Annotated in this window: 21 protein-coding genes; 10 read left to right on the top strand and 11 right to left on the bottom strand. The window is 71.0% G+C overall.

The features are described 5' to 3' along the window. The first annotated feature begins 2 nt into the window (after window positions 1-2). The 3 genes from AB0J69_RS08270 to kynU are packed head-to-tail and all read left to right on the top strand — an operon-like array spanning window position 3 to window position 3,305. The gene (locus AB0J69_RS08270; RefSeq protein WP_364114233.1) at window positions 3-971 is read left to right on the top strand and encodes an amidohydrolase family protein; all 969 of its coding nucleotides are present in this window, start codon (window positions 3-5) and stop codon (window positions 969-971) included. 13 nt (window positions 972-984) lie between these two features. Next, on the top strand, window positions 985-2,106 hold the full coding sequence (locus AB0J69_RS08265) for an ABC transporter substrate-binding protein (protein ID WP_364114231.1): 1,122 nt from the start codon (window positions 985-987) through the stop codon (window positions 2,104-2,106). A gap of 2 nt (window positions 2,107-2,108) precedes the next feature. Further along, entirely contained in the window at window positions 2,109-3,305 is a 1,197-nt protein-coding gene (kynU, locus tag AB0J69_RS08260; protein ID WP_364114229.1) for a kynureninase, read from the top strand. On the opposite strand, the gene AB0J69_RS08255 is transcribed toward kynU, so the two are convergent. Continuing rightward, on the bottom strand, window positions 3,298-3,669 hold the full coding sequence (locus AB0J69_RS08255; RefSeq protein WP_364114227.1) for an MmcQ/YjbR family DNA-binding protein: 372 nt from the start codon (window positions 3,667-3,669) through the stop codon (window positions 3,298-3,300). The two genes, kynU and AB0J69_RS08255, sit on opposite strands and share 8 nt — an antisense overlap. A gap of 10 nt (window positions 3,670-3,679) precedes the next feature. After that, entirely contained in the window at window positions 3,680-4,723 is a 1,044-nt protein-coding gene (locus tag AB0J69_RS08250) for a DUF2293 domain-containing protein (RefSeq protein ID WP_364114225.1), read from the bottom strand. Between the two features lie 145 nt (window positions 4,724-4,868). Between AB0J69_RS08250 and AB0J69_RS08245 the strand changes: the two genes are divergently transcribed. Next, window positions 4,869-5,672: an FKBP-type peptidyl-prolyl cis-trans isomerase gene (locus AB0J69_RS08245; protein ID WP_364114223.1), complete on the top strand. Its 804-nt coding sequence runs from the start codon at window positions 4,869-4,871 to the stop codon at window positions 5,670-5,672. A gap of 50 nt (window positions 5,673-5,722) precedes the next feature. Here AB0J69_RS08245 and AB0J69_RS08240 read toward each other — a convergent pair whose 3' ends face one another. Further along, window positions 5,723-6,631 carry a M23 family metallopeptidase gene (locus AB0J69_RS08240; protein ID WP_364114221.1) on the bottom strand — a complete coding sequence of 303 codons (909 nt, stop codon included), beginning with the start codon at window positions 6,629-6,631 and terminating at the stop codon, window positions 5,723-5,725. A 112-nt stretch (window positions 6,632-6,743) separates the two neighbouring features. Here AB0J69_RS08240 and AB0J69_RS08235 point away from each other — a divergent pair, with 112 nt between their 5' ends. Beyond that, window positions 6,744-9,470, top strand: a complete 2,727-nt coding sequence (locus AB0J69_RS08235) for a BTAD domain-containing putative transcriptional regulator (RefSeq protein WP_364114219.1) — start codon at window positions 6,744-6,746, stop codon at window positions 9,468-9,470. On the opposite strand, the gene AB0J69_RS08230 is transcribed toward AB0J69_RS08235, so the two are convergent. Together AB0J69_RS08230 and AB0J69_RS08225 are read right to left on the bottom strand one after the other, a co-directional pair. Beyond that, entirely contained in the window at window positions 9,467-9,676 is a 210-nt protein-coding gene (locus tag AB0J69_RS08230) for a hypothetical protein (protein ID WP_364114217.1), read from the bottom strand. The two genes, AB0J69_RS08235 and AB0J69_RS08230, sit on opposite strands and share 4 nt — an antisense overlap. Then, the gene (locus tag AB0J69_RS08225) at window positions 9,673-11,022 is read right to left on the bottom strand and encodes an NERD domain-containing protein kinase family protein (protein ID WP_364114215.1); all 1,350 of its coding nucleotides are present in this window, start codon (window positions 11,020-11,022) and stop codon (window positions 9,673-9,675) included. The genes AB0J69_RS08230 and AB0J69_RS08225 overlap by 4 nt, the downstream gene beginning before the upstream one ends. Window positions 11,023-11,083: 61 nt before the next feature. On the opposite strand from AB0J69_RS08225, the gene AB0J69_RS08220 reads away from it, so the two are divergent. From AB0J69_RS08220 to AB0J69_RS08210, 3 genes are all read left to right on the top strand, one after another. Beyond that, complete coding sequence (locus AB0J69_RS08220; RefSeq protein WP_364114213.1) at window positions 11,084-11,701, top strand: type 1 glutamine amidotransferase family protein; 618 nt, start codon at window positions 11,084-11,086, stop codon at window positions 11,699-11,701. Further along, window positions 11,698-12,144: a MarR family transcriptional regulator gene (locus tag AB0J69_RS08215; RefSeq protein ID WP_364114211.1), complete on the top strand. Its 447-nt coding sequence runs from the start codon at window positions 11,698-11,700 to the stop codon at window positions 12,142-12,144. The genes AB0J69_RS08220 and AB0J69_RS08215 overlap by 4 nt, the downstream gene beginning before the upstream one ends. Window positions 12,145-12,644: 500 nt before the next feature. Then, the gene (locus tag AB0J69_RS08210) at window positions 12,645-12,911 is read left to right on the top strand and encodes a hypothetical protein (RefSeq protein ID WP_364114209.1); all 267 of its coding nucleotides are present in this window, start codon (window positions 12,645-12,647) and stop codon (window positions 12,909-12,911) included. Between the two features lie 217 nt (window positions 12,912-13,128). On the opposite strand, the gene AB0J69_RS08205 is transcribed toward AB0J69_RS08210, so the two are convergent. After that, complete coding sequence (locus AB0J69_RS08205; protein ID WP_364114207.1) at window positions 13,129-13,587, bottom strand: C40 family peptidase; 459 nt, start codon at window positions 13,585-13,587, stop codon at window positions 13,129-13,131. A 501-nt stretch (window positions 13,588-14,088) separates the two neighbouring features. On the opposite strand from AB0J69_RS08205, the gene AB0J69_RS08200 reads away from it, so the two are divergent. Both AB0J69_RS08200 and AB0J69_RS08195 read left to right on the top strand, forming a co-directional pair. Next, window positions 14,089-14,355, top strand: coding sequence for a hypothetical protein (locus AB0J69_RS08200; RefSeq protein WP_364114205.1), 267 nt, complete (start codon window positions 14,089-14,091; stop codon window positions 14,353-14,355). A gap of 402 nt (window positions 14,356-14,757) precedes the next feature. Then, window positions 14,758-15,105: an STAS domain-containing protein gene (locus tag AB0J69_RS08195; protein ID WP_364114203.1), complete on the top strand. Its 348-nt coding sequence runs from the start codon at window positions 14,758-14,760 to the stop codon at window positions 15,103-15,105. Here the strand turns inward: AB0J69_RS08195 and AB0J69_RS08190 are convergent. From AB0J69_RS08190 to AB0J69_RS08170, 5 genes are read right to left on the bottom strand one after another with little or no spacing between them, the layout of a single operon-like run. Continuing rightward, complete coding sequence (locus AB0J69_RS08190; RefSeq protein WP_364114201.1) at window positions 15,023-17,263, bottom strand: terpene synthase family protein; 2,241 nt, start codon at window positions 17,261-17,263, stop codon at window positions 15,023-15,025. The two genes, AB0J69_RS08195 and AB0J69_RS08190, sit on opposite strands and share 83 nt — an antisense overlap. A 22-nt stretch (window positions 17,264-17,285) precedes the next feature. Continuing rightward, on the bottom strand, window positions 17,286-18,704 hold the full coding sequence (locus AB0J69_RS08185) for a family 2B encapsulin nanocompartment shell protein (protein ID WP_364114199.1): 1,419 nt from the start codon (window positions 18,702-18,704) through the stop codon (window positions 17,286-17,288). Window positions 18,705-18,753: 49 nt separating this feature from the next. Continuing rightward, complete coding sequence (locus AB0J69_RS08180; protein WP_364114197.1) at window positions 18,754-20,163, bottom strand: family 2B encapsulin nanocompartment shell protein; 1,410 nt, start codon at window positions 20,161-20,163, stop codon at window positions 18,754-18,756. Window positions 20,164-20,188: 25 nt separating this feature from the next. Beyond that, the gene (locus AB0J69_RS08175; protein WP_364114195.1) at window positions 20,189-21,130 is read right to left on the bottom strand and encodes a 4-hydroxy-3-methylbut-2-enyl diphosphate reductase; all 942 of its coding nucleotides are present in this window, start codon (window positions 21,128-21,130) and stop codon (window positions 20,189-20,191) included. Between the two features lie 11 nt (window positions 21,131-21,141). Next, window positions 21,142-22,185: a polyprenyl synthetase family protein gene (locus tag AB0J69_RS08170; protein WP_364114193.1), complete on the bottom strand. Its 1,044-nt coding sequence runs from the start codon at window positions 22,183-22,185 to the stop codon at window positions 21,142-21,144. Window positions 22,186-22,252: the final 67 nt, after the last annotated feature.

Below are 22,252 nucleotides of genomic sequence, written 5' to 3'. Positions count from 1 at the left end.
CTATGGTCACTGACGTACACACGCACCACGTGCCCAAGGGCTGGCCCGAGCTGGGCTGGCCCGGGGCGCCCAGGCTGAGGATCGAGTCGGAGCGCGAAGCGACGATCCTCATCAACGACCGACAATTCCGGAAAATTCAGGATGACTGCTGGGATCCCCGGGTCCGGCTGGAACGGATGGACAAGGACGGCGTCGACCGGCAGGTGGTCTCGCCCACGCCCGTCTTCTTCGGCTACGACCGGCCGGCCGCGCAGGGCGTACGGATCGCGAAGGTCTTCAACGACCTGGCCCTGGAGATCTGCGCCGGCGAGCGGCTGATCCCGTTCTGCCAGGTGCCGCTGCAGGACCCCGAGCTGGCCTGCGCGGAGCTCGACCGCTGCCTGGACAACGGCCACCGCGGCGTGGAGATCGGCAACCACGTCGGCGACCGCGACCTCGACGACCCCGGGGTCGTCGAGTTCCTGCGCCACTGCGCCGGGCGGAACGTTCCCGTCTTCGTGCACCCGTGGGACATGCCCACGGGGCCGCGCGTCGCGCGCTGGATGGCGCAGTGGCTGGTCGGCATGCCGGCGGAGACCCACCTGTCCATCCTGGCGATGATTCTCGGCGGCGTGTTCGACCGCGTGCCGGACACGTTGCGGATCTGCTTCGCGCACGGCGGCGGCTCGTTCGCCTTCTGGCTCGGCCGGGTCGAGAACGCCTGGCACCGCAGGCACGACGTGGTCGGCGGCTCCGAACGGCCGCCGTCCCACTACCTCGGCAGGTTCAGCGTCGACTCTGCCGTCTTCGACGAGCGCGCGCTGCGGCTGCTCGTCGACACCCTCGGGGAGGACCATGTGATGCTCGGCAGCGACTTTCCCTATCCCCTGGGCGAGTCACCCTCGGGTGACCTGATCCGCAACGCCGGCTTCCTGTCCGGCGCGGCCCGCGCCAAGCTCCTCGCCGGCAACGCCGAGGCGTTCCTGGGCTGAAGGGAGCCACCCCATGCGCGTACCCGTGCTGGGGCTGCCCGCGGTCGGCCTGGCGGTGCTGATGGCCGCCGGGTGCGGCGGGTCGGTGCCGCCGCCCGATGAGGACGAGCGCCCGGTCAGGATCGGCGCGATCATCTCGCAGACCGGCGTGTACGCCGTGCTCGGCGACGACATGGAGACCGCCATGCGCCTCTATCTCGACGACCACGGCGAGCGCCTGGGCGGCAGGCCGGCCGAGCTGGTCGTGGCCGACGACGGGGGCTCCCCGGAGCAGGGCCAGCAGGCGGCCAGGAAGCTCATCGACGAGGAGGGCGTGGACGCGATCACCGGTCTGATCGCCTCGCCCGTCGCCGTGGCGGTGGCCGGCCAGGCGGGCCGTACGCCGGTGGTGGTCGCCAACGCGGGCGCCGACGAGCTGGCCGGCCCGAACGTCTTCCGCGTCTCCTACACCAACCACGACCACGGCCACGCCGCCGGCCGCTACGCCGCCGAGCGGTACGGCGGCCAGGGCGTGGTGCTCATGGCCTCCGACTACTCGGCGGGCGTCGAGACGCTCAGGGGCTTCACCGAGGGCTTCGGGGCCGAGCCGCTCAAGCAGATCCTGACGCCGTACGGCCGGCTCACCGACCTGGAGCCGTACTTCGAGCAGATCCCGCCGGAGGCGAAGCTCCTGTACGCCTTCTACGCCGGCGGCGAGGCGGTCGCGTTCACCACCGCGTTCAAGCGGCTCGGCTACGACAGCAAGATCGAGCTGCTGGCCGGCATGAACCTGACGGACGAGGATGTCCTGCGGGCCGTCGGCCCGGACGCCGAGGGCATCACGACCGTCGGCATGTACTCGCCCGCGCTGGACAACCCGGACAACGCCGCCTTCGTCGCCAGGTGGCGGGCCAGGACCGGCCAGAACCCGTCCGCGGTGGCGCTGCAGAGCTGGGACGCCATGCGCCTCATCGACGCGGCGCTGTCCAGGGGCGGCGATCTGGGGCGGCGGCTGGGGGAGCTGGGCGAGCTGTCGGGGCCGCGCGGCACGTTCCGCCTGGACGCGCGGCACAACCCGGTGCAGAACTGGTACGTCCGGAAGTACCAGAATGGCGTGAACCGGGTATTGGCCACCATCCCCCCACGTCAGGAGTGAACTTGGATCGCGATCAGTGCCTCGCCCTCGACGCCGAGGATCCGCTGCGGGCCTTCAAGGAGGAGTTCGTACTGCCCGAGGGGGTCATCTACCTCGTCGGCAACTCGCTGGGCGCGCTGCCCCGCCGTACCGCGGAGCGGGTGCGGCGGACCGTCGAGGACGAATGGGGCAGGCAGCTCGTCGGCGGCTGGAACCACGCCGGCTGGTACGCGCAGCCGCTCACGGCCGGCGACCGGCTGGCCCCGCTGATCGGCGCGGGCCCCGGGCAGGTCGTGGTGGGCAACGCGACCTCGATCGCGATCTTCCAGGCGGTGGCGGCGGCGCTGAGGCTGCGTCCGGAACGCCGGGTGATCGTCTCCGACCTGCGGAACTTCCCCACCGACCACTACATGGTGCAGGGCCTGGCCAAACTGCTCGGCGGCGGTTACGAGCTGCGCGACCTGGCCGAGCGGCGCTTCGACGACGCGGCCGTGGTGCTGCTGTCGGAGGTGGACTACCGCACCGGCGCCCGCCACGACGTGCCGTCGGTCACCGCCGAGGCGCACGCGGCCGGGGCGCTGATCGTCTGGGACGTGTGCCACAGTGTGGGCGCCATGGAGGTGGACGTCTCGGAGGCCGACTTCGCGGTCGGCTGCACGTACAAGTACCTCAACGCCGGTCCGGGCGCGCCCGCGTTCCTCTACGTGAACCCCCGCCACCACGCCGCCGCCGAGAACGTGCTGTCCGGCTGGCACGGCCACGCCGAGCCGTTCGCGTTCGAGACCGGCTTCCGGCCCGCCGAGGGCATCAGGCGCTTCGCGGTGAGCACTCCGCACGTGTTGTCGTTCGCGGCGCTGGAGGCGGCGCTCGACGTGTGGGAGCGGGTGCCGATGGACCAGGTCAGAGCCAAGAGCATGGCTCTGACCTCGCTCTTCGTCGACCTGGTCGGCGACCGGCTGGAGCTGGCCTCACCGGCCGACCCCGCCGCGCGGGGGAGCCAGGTGAGCCTGCGCCACCCCGACGGCTACCCGGTCATGCGGGCGCTGATCGACCAGGGCGTGCACGGCGACTTCCGCGCCCCCGACATCCTCAGGTTCGGCTTCGCGCCCCTCTACATCGGCTACGCCGACACCTACGACGCCGCCACCACGCTGCTGGAGGTGCTGGACAAGGAGCTCTGGCGGGACGAGAGGTACGCCACGCGGCTGGCCGTCACCTGAGGTCGAGCTCCTTGATCGCGCGCTTGGGGGCGATCGCTCGGTAGCTCTCCTCCACCCAGTCGAGCAGGATCTCGGTCTCCGGCAGCGCCGACAGGAAGGGCACGGTCACCCAGCCCGCCTTGCCCAGGCCGTAGCCGGTCGGCTGGGCGCCCTCGACGGTCAGCGCGTGGCCGTGGGCCTCCGACAGCAGCTTCACGCCGAACGCGGGACCCCACTTCTCGGTCTGCTCGTCGACGCCGAGGAAGAGGAACACCTTCTTGTTGACCTTGATGACCGTGTCACCCCAGGGGTGGTCCTCGTGAGCCTCGGGCAGCCCGAGTGCGAACGCGCGGAGCTGTTCCCGTGTGTCGTGCCAGTCGCTCATGTTTTCGACACTAGCGCGGCCCGCGGAACTCATCGAGCTTGCGCTCGATGCGGTCCCTGATCTGCTCGCGGGCCTCCATCCGGGGCACGCCCGCCATCAGCAGGCGGTCGTAGTCGGTGTCGAGATGCCGGATCGAGGCGATCACGGCGAGGGTGATGGCGTTCTCGTCGAGGGCTCTGGCCGCCGCCGACCTGCCCACCCGGCCGCTGCCGCGCTGGCCGGCGTGCTCGGCGATCTCCCGCGCCCGCGGCTCGGGGCAGCCGGGGAACAGCCGGGCGATCTCGGCGGCCATCCGGGCCTGGAAGTCGACGTCCTGCTCCGCCCGGCGTACGCGGTCGCGCTCGCGCCGGCGCAGGCGTACCTCCTCGTCGGCCAGGCACCGGTCCTCGGCGGCGGCCAGCGCGGCGTCCTCCACCAGCAGGCCCAGGCGCTGGTAGACCTTGCGCCGCCGGTTGTACTGGACGACCACGGCCGACAGGCCGCTCTCCTGCTTGGCGCGGCGGCTGAGCGCCGCGTTCCCGGCCGGCAGGAACACCAGGTGGTCCATGTCCGCGCAGGTCAGGCAGTGCGGCCGGTCGTCCTCCATGATCAGGTAGGGGCCGGTGTCGGCGCAGGACGCGCATGTCCAGGCGTCGAGCGGGGCCACCGCCACCAGGTCGGGCGCCTTGCTCTGCGTCTCGGTGAGCCGCCGCACCCTGGCCTCGCTGAGGTCGGGGGACAGCCAGTGCACCCGGAACGGCTCCTGCGGGTGCCGCGCGGTGAAGCGCAGCTCGCGGCGGTCGCGGGTGCCGGAGACGTAGGGCGTGTCCACCGGCCTCAGCCCCTTGGCGCGCGCCCAGTCGCGCAGCAGGGCGGCCGTGGTGACCAGGCGCTCCTCGTCGACGGCCGCCAGCTCGGCCAGCGTGGCCGCCCGGCCCTGCCGCCAGGTGTCCACGTGCCTGGAGTGCAGCCAGCGCAGCCCCGTCACTACGTCGATGAACGTCACGTATTTCCGGGTGGTCAGCGCGACCTCGGCCGCCTCCGCGACCCGCCGGGCCAAGTTGGGTTTGCTCACAGCGACTCCTCCCCCGAGAGCAGACTGCCGCATCCGATGACTCGCTCGCTCACGGGACAAGTTTGTCGTGAGATGGCGCGTCCCGAAGCTTTCCTTTTGGCACTTGCGGCAAGTAACTCCTTCGGATCTGGTCCGGGAGGAAATCGTGCGTCTGTTCTGGCCTGCCCTCCTCATGCTCGCCACGTCGTGTGGCCTGGCCGAGGAGGGCACGCAACCCGTCGTCACGGGGCGGTTCGGCAGCAAGCCGATCGTCTCCATACCCAAGGGCCAGCCGGGGCGCATGCCGCGGATCACGGTGCTGTCGGTGGGCAGCGGGCGGCGTACGGTGCCCGGTGACGTGGTGCTCGCCGACGTGGACATCCGGCGCTGGTCCGGTAACCGGCCGTACATGAGCACCTACGACGGCAACCAGCCCACCACGGTCGTCTTCGACGGCAGGCAGGTGTCGGAGACCTGGCGGCAGTCGCTCATCGGCCGGCCGGCGGGCACCAGGGTCATGCTGGTCAGCTCGGCGGGCGAGGCCCTGGGCCCGAACGTGCCGCTGACCGGCGTCTCGCCGACGGACACGCTGGTGCTCGTCTTCGACATCCTGGGCGGCTACCCGCCGGACGCGCGGCTCGTCGGGCGTACGCTGCCGGTGATCCCGGCCGACCTCACGCCGGCCGCGCCGCCGCGTACCGTCATCGACGGGTCGGGCCGGGAGGTCCTGGCGGGGTCGAAGGTGGTCATCCAGTACGTGGCCGCGTCCTGGCCGTCGAGGACCGTCGTGGACTCCTCGTACCGGCGGGGCGGGCCCAGCGCGTTCACGCTGGAGGAGGGGGCCGTGCCGGCCGCCTGGGTGGACGCGCTGTCCGGGCAGCGGGTCGGCAGCCGGGTGGCCGTGCCGTCCCCGGGGGAACGGCCCATGCTCTACGTCATCGACGTGCTCGACACCATCACTCCCGAATAGGCACCGCCGAGCAGGCCGGGCGGAATGCCGCCCGGCCTGATCGCGTCTGGTCAGTCGCAGTGCTCGAACGGGCTGTCGTAGGCCGACGCGCCGGCCTTGCCGCCCCACCTGACGCACGTGCCGGCCGCCGAGGCGATGACCGGTCCCGCGTAGTAGCCGTAGTTGCCCGAGTCCGTCTTCCTCGTGCTGCCCTGTACCTCCAGGTAGGCGCTGGTGGCGGTGGCCGTGCCGAGGGACCTCGACTTCAGCGTGGCGACGCAGTTGTTGCCGTTGCCGCTGTTGTAGAGCAGGTAGACGGTGCCGTCGCTGCCGAGCACGGCCGAGTCGATCACGCTGTAGCCCGAGCCGCAGACCTCCTGCGGGGTGTACGGGTTGGTCGAGCCGCCGCAGTTCCTCGAGGTCAGCGTCTGCTGCGGGTACCCGAACGTGACGCCGTTGAAAACGGCCTTCTGGATGTTGGACGGGTAGCTGGTTCCCAGCCGTACCTCGTAGTGGAGGTGAGGCGAGATGTTGTTGCCCGGCTTGCTGGTGTTGCCGACCGTCCCGATCTGCTGGCCCTGCGAGACGGCCTGGCCGGCGCTGACCGAGCGGACGTTCAGATGGGCGTAGTACGTGGCCCAGCCGCCCCCGTGGTCGATCTTGACGAGGTTCCCGAAACCGTTGGTCGAGCCCTGGTGGGCCGAGATCGCCACCGTGCCCGACGCGGCGGCCACCACGGGGTCGCCGAGGTCGGCGCCGGCGGTGCTGCCCCGGTTGAAGTCGATCTCCCACGACTGGTGCGCGCTGCTGGCGCTGGAGTTGCCCGTCCAGCTCTGGCCGCAGGGGAACGGCAGCTGGAAGTTCGTGGCGAGTATCTGCGCCTGCGGCGATTCCGGCTCCGGGTCGGCCGCGGCGGCGGAGGTCGTACCCAGACTGAATAACAATGCGAGGCCCGCGACCATTGCTCCGCTGAGCTTCATGAGGTGATCCTTTCCCGTGGGATCTCTGAGACCAGGGTCCGCACAGGCCGCACAAGAATCGTCCAGAACCGATACAAAGAGCTGTCAGGCCTCTGTAGAGGAGCTGATGCGGATGACGGTCACCTTCCACGTGCTCGGGCCGCTCGAGGTCCGCTCCGACGGGCGTCCCGTCCGGATCTCCGGCAGGAAGCCACGACTGTTGCTGGCCACGCTGTTGCTGGACGCGGGGCGGGTGGTCGGCGCCGACCGGCTGGCCGAGGTGCTCTGGCCGCACCGCCCGCCCCGCTCCGCCCAGGCCAACCTGCGTACGTACGTCAGCTCGCTCCGCTCCGACCTCCGCTGCGACCTGGGCCCCGAGTGGCTGCGGGCCGACGGCAGCGGCTACGCGATCGACGTGGACCGCGGCGCGCTCGACCTGCTGGCGTTCGAGGACCTGGTCGACCGGGGCGATCACGCCGGGGCGCTGGCCCTGTGGCGTGGCGCGCCGCTGTGCGACCTGCCCGGCAGCCCCGTCTGGGACCGCCGCCTCGAACGCCTGCACCAGCTGCGCCTGCGCGCCGCCGAGGCGATGGTCGAGCGGCGGATCGAGCGCGGTGACCGCGACGGGGCCATCACCGAGCTGCGCGGGCTGCTGGCCGAGCACCCCTACCGGGAGGACCTGTGGGGCCGCCTGCTGCTGACCCTGCACGAGGACGGCAGGAAGGCCGAGGCCCTGCGGGTCTACGCCGGCGTCCGCGACCAGCTCGTGGACGAGCTGGGGGTCGAGCCGGGGGCCGGGCTGCGCGGCGCGTACGAGCTGATCCTGGCTGACGAGGCCCCGGTCCTCGCGGGCGAGGCGGCGCCGCGCCGCCGGACCGCCGCCAGGGCGCGCCCGGCGGCGCCCCGCCAGCTCCCGCCCGACCTGCCCGACTTCACCGGCCGGGCCGACGCGGTGGCCGAGCTGGGCCGGCCGTTCGCCGTCGCGGTGATCTCCGGGCCGCCGGGGGCGGGCAAGTCGGCGCTGGCCGTGCACGCGGCGCACGCCCTGCGCGAGGCGTACCCGGCCGGGCAGCTCTACCTGGAGCTGGGCGGCAGGGAGCCGGCCGGCCTGCTGGCCGAGGCGCTCAGGGCGCTCGGCGTGGACTCCGCGCCGCCGACCGTGCCCGAGCGCTCGGCGCTGCTGCGCTCGCTGCTGGCCGAGCGGCCCATGCTGGTGCTGCTCGACGACGCCCGCGACGCCGGGCAGGTGCGGCCGCTGCTGCCCGGCACCGGCAGCGCGGTGATCGTCACCAGCCGCCGCCGGATCACCGAGCTGCCCGGCGCGGTACGCATCCAGCTCGGCGAGCTCGCTCCCCAGGAGGCGCTGTCGCTGCTCGGGCACATCGCGGGCGCGGAGCGGGTGGCGCGCGAGCGGGAGGCCGCCCGCGCCATCGTGGCCGCCTGCGGCGGGCTCCCGCTGGCCGTGCGGAACGCGGGCACCCGGCTGGCCGCGCGGCCCGGATGGTCGCTGTCGGTGCTGCGGCAGCGGCTGGAGGACGACTGGCTGGGCGAGCTGCGGGACGTGCGGACGACTTTGGACCACGGCTACGAGTGTCTGCCGCGGGAGGCCGCCCGTACTCTGGGCACGCTGGGCCTGCTCGGCGCGCCCGCCCAGCCCGGCTGGGTGGTCGACGCGGCCCTCGGCCGGCACGGCGCACACGACGTCACGGATCTGCTGGTGGACGTCAACCTGCTGGACCTGGTCGGCACCGACCCGATGGGCCAGCCGCGCTACCGGGTGCCCGGCCTCATCGCCCGTCACGCCCTGGAGCGCGGGGACGGCCTGGACGCGGTCGGGCGGGTGCTGGCGGCGTGGACCGCGACCACCGAGCACGCCATGGCGCGGCTGCCGACCACCGTCTTCAGCCTCACCGCCGCCAGGGCGCCGCGCTGGCGGCTGCCCGAGCCCACGCTCGAACGGCTGACCTCCGACCCGGTCACCTGGTTCGAGTCCGAGCACGAAGCCCTGGCCGGGGCGGTGGAGGTGGCGGCCGGGCTCGGGCTGGCCGAGTCCGCGTGGGGGCTGGCCGCCGCGATGGTGCCCTACCTCGACCTGCACTGCCACCTGGAGACGTGGCGGCGCACGCACGCCGCCGCATTGGCCGCCGCCCGCGCGGCCGGCGACACGTACGGCGAGGCCGCCATGCTGAGGGGCCTGGCACAGGTGAGCCTGTACCAGGACCGGTACGACGAGTCCGCCGAGGGCTTCACCCGCTCCCGACGGATATTTCATGAATTAGGGGACAGAAGAGCCGAAGCCACCTCCATCTGCGGCCTCGGAGCGGTCAGCCAGTTCCGCGGCCGCCACGCGCGCTCCCTCGGCCACTTCCAGCACGCCCTGGCGATCTTCCTGGCCACCGGCGACCGGCACGGCGAGGCCTTCGCCCGCCAGGCCATCGGCCGCGTGTGCCTGAAGTCGGGGGACCTGGCGCAGGCGTCGGAGTCCCTCGGCCAGGCCATGCGGCTGGCCCAGGAGCTCGGGGACGCCCACCGGGAGGGCTGCGTGTGCCTCCAGATGGGCCACCTGCACCAGGCGATGTCGTTCCACCGGCACGCGTTGGAGATCTTCGAGTCGCTGGGGGACCGGCACTGCGGGGCGTACGCGCTGCAGAGCCTGGCCGGGCTGCAGGCGGCCCGCGGCGAGCTGGCCCCGGCCTCGGCCGGACTGGAACGGTCGCTGGAGATCTTCCAGGAGCTGGGGGACCGCAGCGGCGAGGCGTCCACCACCCAGCTCCTGGGGGAGCTGCACCGCTCGGCCGGGCGCACGGGCCTGGCGCTCGACTATCTCCGGCGCTCCAGCGCCCTGCGCTCCAGCCTCTAACCCAGGTCGGAGCGGATCACGCTGTAGAGCACGCCGTCACGCCGCTGACCCGCCCGGAACCCGGCGCCCCTGAGCACTCCCTCGCGCAGGCGGTGGGGGCTCTGGAAGCCGTACCACTGGAACTCGCCGGTGCTGTGCGGGTCGCTGGTGAGCCTGTGGATGAAGGGCAGGTCGTCCTCTTCCACAGGCCGCAGGTTGATCGTCATGAGCGGGACACTATGCGGCGTACGAGCCGTTTGAGCCTCGACTCCGGGGCGGCCGGCGCGCTCTCCAGGGCCTGCAGCGCCTCGGCGGCCGTGGGCCGCTTCGCCGGCGAGTGGTCGAGCATCCGGCGCACCACCTCGGGCACCTCGGGGCCCTGGGCGTCGGCGCTGGTCGGGAGCAGGCCGGTGAGGAGCTGGTGGGCGATGACCCCGGCCGCGTACACGTCGGAGGCGGTCGTCATGCGGTCGGGCCGCTCCTGGCACTCCGGCGCCACGTAGTGGGCGTCGAGCACGTTGCCCAGCTCGTGGGCGACGGTGTAGTTGCGCGGCCCCGGCTTGGCGTAGTCGAATCCCGTCAGCACCGCGCGCCCGTCGTCGGTGACCAGCACGGCGGCCGGGGTGAGCGCGCGGTGGACCACGCCGTTGGCGTGCGCGTGCGCCAGCCCGCGCAGCAGGTCCTGGATCACGCCCAGCGGGGCGCCCTTGCCCAGCGCCAGGTGCAGCGCCTCGCCGTGCACGTCGTCGAGCACCAGCACGAAGCGGCTCTCGTCGTCGATGGCGAAGAAGTCGCGCGAGCGCACCACGCACGGGTGCGGCGGGATGCGGGCCAGCGTCTGGTAGGCGTTGGCGATGCGCTGCCGCTCGGCCGCCCGCGCCGTGTGGTCGGCCAGCGGGTCGGCCTGGTAGACCCGCAGCAGCACGGTCTCGCTGCCCGGCAGCGTGGCGTTGAACGCGCGGTATTCGGTGACCTTGGTGTCGCCGCCGAGCTGCTCCTCCACCTCCCAGTTGCCGAACCTGGGCGGCGCGGTGCTGCGGCGCACGGTCTGGTTGAGCGCGTCGAGGATCGCCGTCATGTACGGCTTCGCGTCGGGGCTGCACCCGCGCCTGACCCGCGCGACGTCGCTCAGCGTGGTCAGCAGGCCGGGCAGGTCGGTGACGTTGACCGCGTCGCGCCCGGCCGGGTCGATCAGCTCGGCGTCGGGCGAGGTGAGCACGACCAGGCTGTCGACGTAGACGCGTTCGAGCTGGGTGGCCCTGGAGACCAGCAGGCCCTTGAGCGCCTTCGCCGTGCCCCGCAGCTTGGCCACCGGAGACCCGAACGCCTCCCTGCGCGGCGGGAACCAGCGCGTGCCCGACACCTCGATGCGCCCCCGGGTGCCCTTGACGTCGACGACCACGAGCGAGTGGCCGGTCAGCACGATCAGGTCCACCTCGAAGATGTCATGGCCGCGTGGGACCTCGACGTTGTGCAGCAGCAGCCAGTCGGCGGGCGCGTGGTCTCGCAGATATGCGATCACGCGCCGTTCGGCGTCGTTGACCGGACGTCCTCCGCCGACGATCTCTGCCATGACGCCTATCCTCGCACGGGAAACGATTGACAACATGATGTCGAAATGACAAGATGCTGTCATGAAGGGAATCGTTCACCACGCCGTTTACGACACGTTCGCCGACTGGGAGACCGGTCACGCCACCGCCCACCTGCGCAACGGGCGCTACATGCGGGAGCCCGGCGGCTACGAGATCGTCACCGTCGGCCCGACCACCGATCCGATCGTCACCATGGGCGGCCTGCGGATCACGCCCGACCTCGCGCTCGAAGAGCTCTCCCCGGCCGACAGCGCGCTGCTCATCCTGCCGGGGGCCGATCTGTGGGACGCGGGCGCCGAGCTGGCGCCGTTCGCCCGCAAGGCCGGGGAGTTCCTCGACGCCGGGGTGCCGGTGGCGGCCATCTGCGGCGCCACGGCCGGGCTGGCCCGCGAGGGGCTGCTGGACGACCGCGACCACACCAGCGCCGTGGTGCAGTACCTGGAGGCGCAGGAGGGATACGCGGGGTCCAAGCACTATCTCGACCGGGACGCGGTGCTGGGAGGCGACCTCGTCACGGCCGGGCCGACGGAGCCGGTGGCGTTCGCCAGGGAGATCTTCCGGCGGCTCGACGTCTACCGGCCCGAGGTGCTGGACGCCTGGTTCCGGCTGTTCTCCAGGAGCGACGCCACGGCCTACGAGGTGCTGATGGCGGCATGAGCGAGAGCGGCGACCTGCTGTCGGGGCTGGCGCTGGGCTCCTTCCGGCTCTACGGCCAGTTCCTGCACGTGGCGGAGGGGCTGGCGCGGCCGGTGGGGATGACGGCCGCGTGGTGGCAGGTGCTCGGCGCCGTCCTGCGCGAGCCGCTGCCCGTCGCCGGCATCGCCCGGGCCATGGGGATGACCCGGCAGGGGGTGCAGCGGATCGCGGATCTGCTGGTGGAGCGGGGGCTGGCCGAATACCGGCCCAATCCGGCGCACCGGCGGGCCAAGCTGCTCCAGCCCACGGCGGCCGGGCGGGAGGCCATCGCCAAGATCGTCCCCGCCCACCAGGCGTTCGCCGACCGGCTGGTGGCGGAGCTGGGGGTCGAGGGGGCGCGCGAGTGCCTGGAGGCCGTCCAGCGGCTCTCGGCGGCCCTCGACCACCTGAGCGATCCCTCCTGACACCGCACGCACCCGGGGATCGAGGGCGGCGAGCAGGTGGTCGACGTCGGGATCACAGGAGCGGGCGAAGCCCGCCGACCCGGGTGCGTTCTCCGGCCGCGGTGACGGGCTCGGCGCCCGGGAATTCGTGGTCGTTTTCCATGAGGGCCGGTGATCAATGCCGTCCGGCCGCCGACTCCATTCGCCGATCGGCGTGCGGGAGATTCTCAAGTTTCGGGTGATCGTTGCCTAACCTGCGGTGAACGCATGCGCGGGCATTCTCGGGGGCGGCCAAAACAAATCTCGTTCGACGGCCTGCCGATGCACGCCATATACCGAGCGCCGTCGACGAGCGGGAAAACCGAGTGCCAAGAAATCGAGGCGCCTCCTTGACCTTCATGAGGGCATTCTGAGTTGCGGTTCTCGCTGCCTGCCGCGATTGTTATTGGCGGCACCTCACAGCCCTGCACAAACGACTATGGCGTCGGGTTTTCCGCGCCGATCCATGGAGGAAACCAAACATGATCCGTCGCATTCTGGCCGGTGCAGCAATCGCGGCCGCCGCCCTGGGCTTCTCCGCCACCGCGGCCTCGGCCAGTGTCGGCCCCAACCCGAACAACAGCGGGCAGAGCATCCTGAGCCAGCTCAGCATCCTCGACGACCTCACCGCACTGAACGACGTCCTCAACGACTCGGTCAAGTACGTCGACATTCTCACGCTGCTGCACCTGAACGACATCGACGCCGACATCCTGAACAACGAGGAAGACACGGGCGACAACAACTGACGGCTCCTCACGTGGCGTAGGCAGGAAGCTGATCGGCGGCTCCCGGGCAATGGCGGGAGCCCGCCCGGCCAAGATTGACTTCCTGATGCCTTGAGGTACCGACGTACGGGCCGTGGAAATTCGCGAAGCCACGGCACGGGCTTGGTGCGCACCGAGCTCTCAGCGCCGCGCGGCTCAGGTCGATCACTGCAGGACGACCTGGGCCGCGCGGTCGCGTTCAGACCTCGTCCGCCGAATCGACCGGCGGATCGAGGTTGGCCGCGCTCTCCGTCGGCCGTACCACCCCCATGAAGGTCCGCCGGTCGAGCGGATCCACCCGGACGAACTGCCCCGTGTACGGGGCGTGCACCATGCGGGTCGCGTCCACCGCCAGCCCGACGTGCTCGGGCCCCGAACTTCCCGGGTCGTTGTCGTAGAAGACCAGGTCCCCCGGCTCCACCTGCTCCTTCGTGAGCCTGATCCCCGAGCGCCACTGCTCCTGCGTGGTCGAGCCGATCGGCACCCCCGCCCGCGCCCACGCGTACTCCGTCAGCCCCGAGCAGTCGAACCCCCAGACCTTGGCCCCTTTCCCGATCCCGAACCCGGGCCCCCGGATCCCGCCGCCACCCCACGAGTACGGGACGCCGATCATCTCCATCGCCGCCCGCACCGCGATCGCCCCGGCCCCGGACCGCACGGCCTGAGCCGAGTGGGGCCGGCAAATGTGCGTGGGACAGCCATTGACCGCCGCCGCGGCAGGCAGAACCAGCCCGCCCGGAATCGTGTGCGCCACCGCAATTAGCAGCAGCGCCCGTAGTCCTTTCATGGCATATTCAGCGCTCCCTGACTCGTTGGCGCCGAACCCTGCCGTGGCGCGCACCAGGTCGTTCCTCCGCTAACATTCCTCCTTCCCTATACGGATAAAACGCCCTTTGGCCATGCGGTACGCGCGTATGGCCATAAGATGAAAAATTGCCCTGCAAGCCACCCCGGGCAAATGAGGGCCACTCGGACATATCCGGACTAGTTGTGATTTACGACCAAGGAATTGGGGTGCGCATTTGACTTTGACTTAGCACGGCCAGGTTGCGGCCCGCCGACGCCCGCGAGACGGTTACTCGTGGAATCTCGCAGCCCTTGCGAGTGATTCACGATGACGCGCATCCCGCGCCGATTCCGACGAAGGAGAAGTACAGAAATGATGCGTCGCGTTCTTGCCGGTGCAGCGATCGCGGGCTGCCTGTTCGGGTTCTCGGCCACGAGCGCTTCGGCCGACGTCGGCCCCAACGCGTTCAACAAAGACAAGCAGATCCTGAGCCAGCTCAGCATCCTGGACGACGCGACCGTGCTCAACGACGTCCTCAACGACTCGGTGAAGTACATCGACGTTCTCACGGCCCTGCACCTGCAAGACATCAACCTCGACGTGCTGAACAACGAGAAGGGCACGGGCGACAACAACTGATCCGTCCCGGGTGGCGGCGGCTCACGCCCACGTCCGCACGCCCGGCATGAAGGCGGTCCGACAGCCACGGCCCCTCGTGGCGGCACCTTGCCGGAGAGCCTTCGAGGCCGGCCGCGTGCCCGGGCACGGGCGCGGCGAGCCCCACCGACGGTAGATCGCGATTCCGAACAGGCCGGTGCTCGTCAAGCCCGCAGCCGGCGCGGGTACGGCCGGCCTGTTCGGAAAGCGCCGCCCGCCATGATTTCCCCGTAATTCGGTCATTTCACGGCGAAAATTACATAGCGTTACATACCTCGTGTAGCCTGGATTCGGGTTAATCGCCAGCGGTCAAGGCGGTCATCCCCTGCCAGTGGCAGTCCGGCAAGACGACCCCCAGAGCGCGTGTTGGGGGGTGCGGGGAGCGTGAGCGTCCAGGAACGGCTGCTCTATCAGGACCAGCAGCTGAGGATCACGGTGGCGACGGCGCCAGGGGTTCCAGCCGTCACGCTGATCGGTGAGATCGATGCCACCAACAGCTCCGCGCTGGCCGGCGCCCTGGCGAGTTGCCGTCAGGGCACCTACATCGTCGTCGACACCGGCGAGCTGACCTTCATCGACGTCTCCGGGCTGCGCGTGCTCGTCATGCCCACGGTGCCGCCCTCGGAGCGCTGGATCCGCCTGCACAACGTCACGCCGTACCAGCGGCGGTTGCTGCGCATGATGGGGTGGTTCTACCAGCCCAGGGTCCACCACGTGCCCCTGCAGGGCTGACGGTCGCGGCCGAGGTGCCGAACCCGGTCGGCCCGCCCAGCCGCCACGCCGGCGGCCGGTTGTGGCGCAGGAGCGACGGCTCGTCATAGCGGAAGCAGCCGCGGTGCCAGTTGAGGATGCCCGCCAGCCAGTTGTGCAGCTCCATCACGAACGCGTCGAGATCCCGCCGCGCCTCGGCGTCGAGGCCGAAGTCGTCGCAGACGATCGGCAGCTCGTGGTTCACGATGTGCTCGAACTGCCGCACCCGCGAGGCCAGCAGGTCGTTCACGATGGCCAGCGCCGTGGGGTAGTCGCAGTCGAAGAAGCTCTGCACCACCAGGACGCAGTTGTGCACCTCGCCCTCGAACTCGATCTCCTTCTGGTACGAGAAGATGTCGTTGACCAGCAGCCCGGCGTCCATCATCGCGTTCTCCAGCGCCACCATCGTGCCGCCGGCGTAGAACTCCTCCGGGATCCCCTTCGAGTGCCGCAGCCGGCACAGGCTCATCGTCAGCTCGGAGCCGAAGGTCAGCCTGCGCATCTCCAGGTAGTCCACCGGGTCGGGGATGTGGTGGGCGATCTCGTTGGCCAGCTCCCACAACCAGCCCTCGCACATGTGCTCGACCGCCGTGCGCAGCTTGCGCCGGTCCGCGGGCGGCATCGGCGCGGTCGTGCGCGCCCACAGGTCGGCCAGCCCGCGTTCGAGCGCGCCGGCCGGCGGCGGCGGGGCCGAGCCGTCGAGCGGCATGAACGCCCCGAACCTGGCCACCGCCACCCTGGCCGCCGCCAGGTTGCGCGACCGGCCGAAGACGACGGGGAAGTAGTCGTCCCCGTACGTGCCCCACGCCAGCCAGAACGACGCCAGGTTCAGCTCCTCGGGCGTGGCGTCGGGATGCAGGCCCGCCGCGCACAGCGGCAGGTCGTTGTCGATCAGCTTCTCCTCGTCCCACACGGCCGAGCCGGACACTCCCGGCTGGGCCTCGAGCATGCCCATCGCGCGGCACCAGGCCACGGTGTCCCGCCGGGAGGCGTCGAGGTGCGGCGACAGCTTGAGCTCGAACGGTACGTACAGGTCGGGGATCTGCGAAGGCCCAACCCGCCGGTACGGCACGTGCGCGAAGTTGCGCAGCCGCTTGACCCCCAGCAGGTCGACCATCGACGACATGCCCAGCGGCCGGCTCGACCTGGCCCGCGCGTTCATGTACCGGCTGGAGCGCATGTGCCACTCGTGCCCGCCCGACTGCCAGTCCTGCAACCCCTTGACGTACGCCAGCACCCCGGCCGCGCTGAGCGGGTCGATGGCGTGCTCCACGAACAGCGGCCCCAGCTCGAAGACCGCCGTGTGCTCGAACTGCTGCATCCGCGAGGTCAGCAGGTCGTTGACCGCGTCGGCGGCCGCCTGCGTGTCACAGCCCAGCAACCGCTCCAGCACCAGCACGCCGTTGCTCAGCTCGCCCTCGTCCCCGACCTCCCGCTGGTAGGAGAACAGGTCGTTGCGCAGGTGCACGGCGTCGGAGAAGGAGTCCCGCAGCACCCGCATCGGCCGCGACGCCGCGATCCGCTCCGGCACCTCGGCCCCCACGGCGTGCTCGACCAGCCCGGCCGACCAGGGCGCCCCACCGACCTTGCGCCGCATCTCGATGTACTCGACCGGGTTGGACACCCGGCCCCGGTTGATGTTGGCCAGCTCCCAGAGCGACTCGTCGAGCAGGTTGCGGGTGCTCTCCGCGAAGCGCGCCCGCCAGGCCGGCGACATGCTCGGCACCGTACGCGGCCACAGGTCGGCCAGCCCCGCCTCGACCGGGTTGGCCGGCTCCGGCACGGCCAGGTCCCCGCCCATCGGCATGAACCGGGCCAGCCGGTTGAGGTATTTCTTGCCGCCCGCCAGGTCGCCGGTGCGCTTGAAGACCTCCAGGAAGTGGTCGTCGAAGAAGAAGACCCACACGTACCAGTCGGTGATCAGGCTGAGCTCGGCGCCGTCGCAGTCGGGGTGGGTGTAGGCGCACATCAGCGGATAGTCGTGCGCGTCGAGGTCGGCCTCCTCCCATACGCCCGAGCCTTCGAGCATGCCCATGTCGCGCGCCCACTGTTTGGAGTGCACGCGAGCCTCTTCAAGATGGGGGTTGAGCCGGGCCGGGTACGGCATGTAGAAGTCCGGCAGTTCGAACGGCTGGGTCATCGTCACTCCTTCATGTGGACGGTCAGCGCGCCACCTCGACGTCCTCCAGCACCCCGAGCGCGTCCGGCACCAGGACCGCGACCGAGTAGTAGGCGCTGACCTGGTACGACGCGACGGCCCGCGCGTCGATCCCGGTGAACTTCACGCTGAGGCCCGGCTCCCGCTCGCCGGGGACGCCCTTCTGGAAGAGCCCGACGACGCCCTGGTCCTCCTCGCCCGTACGCAGGACGAGGATCGAGCTGGTGCCCGCCCGGGTGATCGGGATCTTGTCGCAGGGCAGGATGGGCACCCCGCGCCAGGCGGTCACCCAGGAGCCCTCGACCTCCGCGCTGTCGGGATAGACGCCCCTGGCGCTGCACTCCCGGTGGAAGGCGGCGATGGCGCGCGGGTGGGCCAGGAAGAAGCGCGACCTCTTCCTGCGGCAGAGCAGCTCGTCCAGGTCGTCGGGACCCGGCGGGCCGGTACGGGTGTAGACGCGCTGCCCGGGGTGGGCCTGGTGCAGCAGCCCGAAGTCGGGGTTGTTGACCAGCTCGCGCTCCTGGGACTCGCGCACCGCCTGGATGGTCAGCCTGAGCTGCTGCTCCTGCTGGTCCATCGGCTGGTTGTACAGGTCCGACACCCGGGTGTGGACGCGCAGCACGGTCTGCGACACGCTCAGCTCGTACTCGCGCGGTCCGGGGTCGTAGTCGGCGAACGTGCCGGGCAGCGTGGTCTCGCCCCGGTGCCCGGCGGCCGTGACGATCGCGGCCTCGCCCCACTTGTTCTGCGGGGCGGCCCTGCGGGCGCGGTAGCGGGCGAGGTGTTCGCGCAGCGCCGGCGACTGGCTGGCCACCGCGTGGAACTCCTCCCACGGCAGGGCCAGCACCGTGCACGCGGTGCCGGCCTCCAGCGTGTACTCCCAGACCGCGCCCCCGGCGGGCGGGCCGGAGCCGGCCTGGTCAGAACCGGCCTGGTCAGAACCGGCATGGTCGCCGCCGGCCAGCGAGCCGAGGACGACGCGGTCGCCGTACCGGCCCGCCTGGAGCTTGGTCGCCTTGCCGCGCGCGATGAGGACCAGCTCGTCCGCCGGCCGTCCGGCCCGCACGATCGTGTCGCCGCGCTCGAACTCCCGCTGCTCGAACAGCCCCGCGAGGGTGTCGAGCACGCGGTCGTCGTCGAGCCCGTGCAGCGGCGGCAGCTCGGTCAGGCTCGGCGGGACGACCCGGACGCGGGACCCGGTGTTCGAGAAGCTCACCCGCCCGCCGCCGACCGCGTACGTGAGCCGCCGGTTCACCCGGTAGACCCCGCCCGTGACGTCCACCCAAGGGAGCACCCGCAGCAGCCAGCGGGGAGAGATCTCCCGCATCTGCGGGGGCGTCTTGGTCGTCGTGGCGAGATTGCGCGCTGCCGCGGTGTCGAGGCTCAGCCGCTGGTCGGGGCCCTGGTCGGGCTGCGTTGACATGAACACCACCAATCCCTGTGGACCGGACGGACGAGAGGTAGGGGCCCGGCTAGCCGTTCCTGCCGAGCTCGACGTCCTCCAGCACGCCGAGCGCGTCCGGCACCAGGACCGCGGCCGAGTAGTAGGCGCTGACCAGGTAGGAGATGACGGCCTTCTCGTTGATGCTCATGAAGCGGACCGACAGGCTCGGCTGGTACTCGTCGGGGATGCCGGTCTGGTGCAGGCCGACGACGCCCTGGTTCTCCTGGCCGGTACGCATGAGCAGGAACGACGTCGTCCGCGTCGAGGAGACCGGGATCTTGTTGCACGGGAAGATCGGCACGCCTCGCCAGGCCGGCACGCGATGCCCGCTGACCTCGCTGGACTGCGGGTAGATGCCGCGCTTGCTGCACTCCCGGCCGAAGGCGGCGATGGCCTGCGGGTGCGCCAGGAAGAACGACGGCTCCTTCCAGACCGTGGACAGCAGGTCGTCGAGGTCGTCAGGGGTGGGCGGGCCCGAGCGGGTGCGGATGCGCTGGCTGAAGTCGGCGTTGTGGAGCAGGCCGAACTCCTTGTTGTTGATCAGCTCGTTCTCCTGGCGCTCGCGCAGGGCCTCCACCGTGAGGCGGAGTTGCTGGTCGAGCTGGCTCATCGGCTGGTTGTACAGGTCGGAGACCCGGCTGTGCACGCGCAGGACCGTCTGGGCCACGCTCAGCTCGTACTCGCGCGGGCTCTGCTCGTAGTCCACGAACGTGCCGGGCAGCACGGCCTCGCCGACGTGGCCGGCCGACATGTTGATCGCGGCCTCGCCGTAGTCGTTGGTGTCGTGGTCGCCGCTCGTCCGCCAGCGCTCCACGTGCTCGCGCAGCGCGGGAGCCTGCTCGGCGAGCTGCTCGAAGTCCTGCCGGGAGAGCGTGAGCAGGGTGGTGGCCGTCTTGGCCCGGGCGCTGAACTCGAACTGGCCGCCCTCGATCAGGGTCTGCTCGCCGAGGTAGTCTCCGTCGGCCAGCACGCCGAGGTTCTGCTCGTCACCGTACGAGCCGCGCCCGACCTTGGCGACGCGGCCGTGGACGATCAGCACGAGCCGGTCCACCGGGCCGCCCTCGGAGACGATCTCCTCGTTGGCCGCGACCTCACGCTGGGTGAAGCGGCCCGCCAGCGCTTCGAGCACCTCCATGTCGTCGAATCCGCGCAACATGGGCAGCTCGGTGAGCTCGGCCGGGATGACCCGCACCTCGGAGCCGGTGTTGCTGAAGGTGATCCGGCCATCTCCCAGCGTGTACGTCAGTCGCCGGTTCACCCTGAACACGCCGCCGGAGCACTGCACCCAGGGCAGCAGCCGCAGCAGCCAACGGGAGGTGATCTCCTGCATCTGCGGCGGCGTCTTGGTCGTCGTCGCGAGTTGTTTGGCGGCATCGGTGCTGAGGCTGAGCTGTCCGTTGCCGTTCTCGGGAGCGGAGGAATGAGTCGTTTCGGTCATCGTGCTGCACCACCAATCTCGGGGCCTAGCCGGGGTTGCGGGTCGATCGGAGTTCGAGCGGCAGGGAGAACGTGAGGGTCTCCTCGGTCAGGGTCACCGGCTCCACGTCGGCGTATCCGCGGTCCGCGAGCCAGTCGAGTAATTCCACGACCAGCCCTTCGGGGACGGAGGCGCCGGAGCTGACGCCGACGGTCCGCACCCCGTCGAGCCACTCCTGCTCGGCGTGCGCGGCCCGGTCGACCAGGTAGGCCGCGTCGGCGCCCGCGTTCAGCGCCACCTCCACCAGCCGCTGGGAGTTGGAGGAGTTGGCCGAGCCGACCACGATGACCAGCTCGCACTCGGGCGCGATCCTGGTGATCGCCTCCTGGCGGTTCTGGCTGGCGTAGCAGATGTCGTCGCTGGGCGGGTCGGCCAGGTCGGGGAAGCGCCGGCGCAACTCCGTGACCGCCCGCATGGTCTCGTCCACGGCGAGGGTGGTCTGCGACAGCCAGCTCATCGGCCGGGAGCCGTCGGCCGTCAGGTCGTCGGGCCTGGCCGGGTCCATGACGTGGATGCGTTCGGGGGCCTCGCCGAGCGTGCCCTCGACCTCCTCGTGCTCGGCGTGGCCGATCAGCACGATCTCGTAGCCCGCCTCGGCCATGCGCACGGCCTCTTTGTGCACCTTCGTGACCAGCGGGCAGGTGGCGTCGATCGTCCGCAGCCCGCGCCGTGCCGCCGTCTCCTTCACCGCCGGCGAGACGCCGTGGGCCGAGAAGACGACCAGCGAGCCGTCGGGGACCTCGTCGAGCTCATCGACGAAGACCGCGCCGCGCCGGGTGAGGTCGTCGACGACGAAGGTGTTGTGAACGATCTGCTTACGCACGTACACGGGTGGCCCGAAGCGTCTCAGCGCCTCTTCCACGGTGATGATCGCGCGTTCGACGCCCGCGCAGTAGCCGCGCGGAGCCGCGAGAAGTACCCGTCCCATGGGGGATCTCCTTACTTGATGCGGTGCGCGAGCTGATCGGCCATCAGGGTCAGCACGGTGGCGGCCTCGGGCTTGATCTGCGCCTCGGCCAGGACCGACACGGCCTCACGCACGCGTTCTTCGATCATTTGCTCGACCCTGGCCAGCGCCCCGGTGTCGACCAGGATCTGCCGCACCTCGGCGGCGCGCTCCTCGGTCAGCGCGGGGTTGCCGTGCCAGGTCCTGAGGTGGCCGAGCTGGGCGGGCGAGGCGTGCTGGACGGCGTGCGCGTACATCACCGTCTGCTTGCCCTCCCGCAGGTCGTCCAGCGCCGACTTGCCGGTCTGCGACGACGAGCCGAACGTGCCGAGCACGTCGTCGCGCAGCTGGAACGCCTCGCCGAGCGGCACGCCGAACCGCGAGTAGGCGTCCAGCAGCTCCGGCGAGGCGCCGGCCAGCGCGCCGCCGATCTGCAGCGGCCGCTCGACGGTGTACTTGGCGCTCTTGTAGCGGATCACCGTCAGCGCCTCGGCCTCGGTCGCGCCCGAGCGGAGCTGGGCGAGCACGTCGAGGTACTGGCCACTGATGACCTCGGTCCGCATGGCGTCGAACACGTGGTGCGCGGCCCGCAACCGCGACGGGTCCACCCCGCACGACGACAGCAGCGCGTCGGACCAGGCCAGGCTGAGCGTGCCGAGCAGGATGCCGCCCGCCCGCCCGAACGCCTCCGCGCCGGGGCCGTCGTGCAGCCCCGCCAGGTTCCGGTGCACGGTGGCCTGGCCGCGGCGCAGCTCGCTGCCGTCCATGATGTCGTCGTGGATCAGCAGGCCCGCGTGACACAGCTCAAGGGACGCGGCCGCGCTGATGATCTCTTCGCAATCGTCCCCACCGGCGCCGCGCCAGCCCCAGTAACACAGCTGCGGCCGCACGCGCTTGCCGCCGCCCAGGATGAAGTCGGCCAGCAGGCCGTAGGCGGCTTCGACACCGGGGTCGGAAACCGGGGTGCGCCAGGTTTCCAGGAAACCGCTCAGGCGTCGGTCAATTCTTGAACCAAGGGAGTGCTGAGTGAAGCTCACCGGCATACGCACGGCTCCTTCTGTCAGTCCGTCACTACCAATAGTTACTCATTGAATACGGAGCGTG

This window comes from Nonomuraea sp. NPDC049709 (assembly GCF_040674815.1).
Lineage (GTDB): Bacteria > Actinomycetota > Actinomycetes > Streptosporangiales > Streptosporangiaceae > Nonomuraea.
Note: the sequence above shows the minus strand (reverse complement) of the source record. Positions and strands in the feature narration are given on the sequence as shown.

Excerpts from the sequence above, each read along its gene's own strand:
- AB0J69_RS08180 (WP_364114197.1), bottom strand. The coding sequence starts at position 20,163 with ATGACCGAAACGACTCATTCCTCCGCTCCCGAGAACGGCAACGGACAG.
- AB0J69_RS08240 (WP_364114221.1), bottom strand. The coding sequence starts at position 6,631 with ATGAAGCTCAGCGGAGCAATGGTCGCGGGCCTCGCATTGTTATTCAGT.
- AB0J69_RS08230 (WP_364114217.1), bottom strand. The coding sequence starts at position 9,676 with ATGACGATCAACCTGCGGCCTGTGGAAGAGGACGACCTGCCCTTCATC.
- AB0J69_RS08235 (WP_364114219.1), top strand. The coding sequence starts at position 6,744 with ATGACGGTCACCTTCCACGTGCTCGGGCCGCTCGAGGTCCGCTCCGAC.
- AB0J69_RS08225 (WP_364114215.1), bottom strand. The coding sequence starts at position 11,022 with ATGGCAGAGATCGTCGGCGGAGGACGTCCGGTCAACGACGCCGAACGG.
- AB0J69_RS08175 (WP_364114195.1), bottom strand. The coding sequence starts at position 21,130 with ATGGGACGGGTACTTCTCGCGGCTCCGCGCGGCTACTGCGCGGGCGTC.
- AB0J69_RS08265 (WP_364114231.1), top strand. The coding sequence starts at position 985 with ATGCGCGTACCCGTGCTGGGGCTGCCCGCGGTCGGCCTGGCGGTGCTG.
- AB0J69_RS08270 (WP_364114233.1), top strand. The coding sequence starts at position 3 with ATGGTCACTGACGTACACACGCACCACGTGCCCAAGGGCTGGCCCGAG.
- AB0J69_RS08190 (WP_364114201.1), bottom strand. The coding sequence starts at position 17,263 with ATGACCCAGCCGTTCGAACTGCCGGACTTCTACATGCCGTACCCGGCC.
- AB0J69_RS08210 (WP_364114209.1), top strand. The coding sequence starts at position 12,645 with ATGATCCGTCGCATTCTGGCCGGTGCAGCAATCGCGGCCGCCGCCCTG.
- AB0J69_RS08200 (WP_364114205.1), top strand. The coding sequence starts at position 14,089 with ATGATGCGTCGCGTTCTTGCCGGTGCAGCGATCGCGGGCTGCCTGTTC.
- AB0J69_RS08215 (WP_364114211.1), top strand. The coding sequence starts at position 11,698 with ATGAGCGAGAGCGGCGACCTGCTGTCGGGGCTGGCGCTGGGCTCCTTC.
- AB0J69_RS08220 (WP_364114213.1), top strand. The coding sequence starts at position 11,084 with ATGAAGGGAATCGTTCACCACGCCGTTTACGACACGTTCGCCGACTGG.
- AB0J69_RS08185 (WP_364114199.1), bottom strand. The coding sequence starts at position 18,704 with ATGTCAACGCAGCCCGACCAGGGCCCCGACCAGCGGCTGAGCCTCGAC.
- AB0J69_RS08255 (WP_364114227.1), bottom strand. The coding sequence starts at position 3,669 with ATGAGCGACTGGCACGACACACGGGAACAGCTCCGCGCGTTCGCACTC.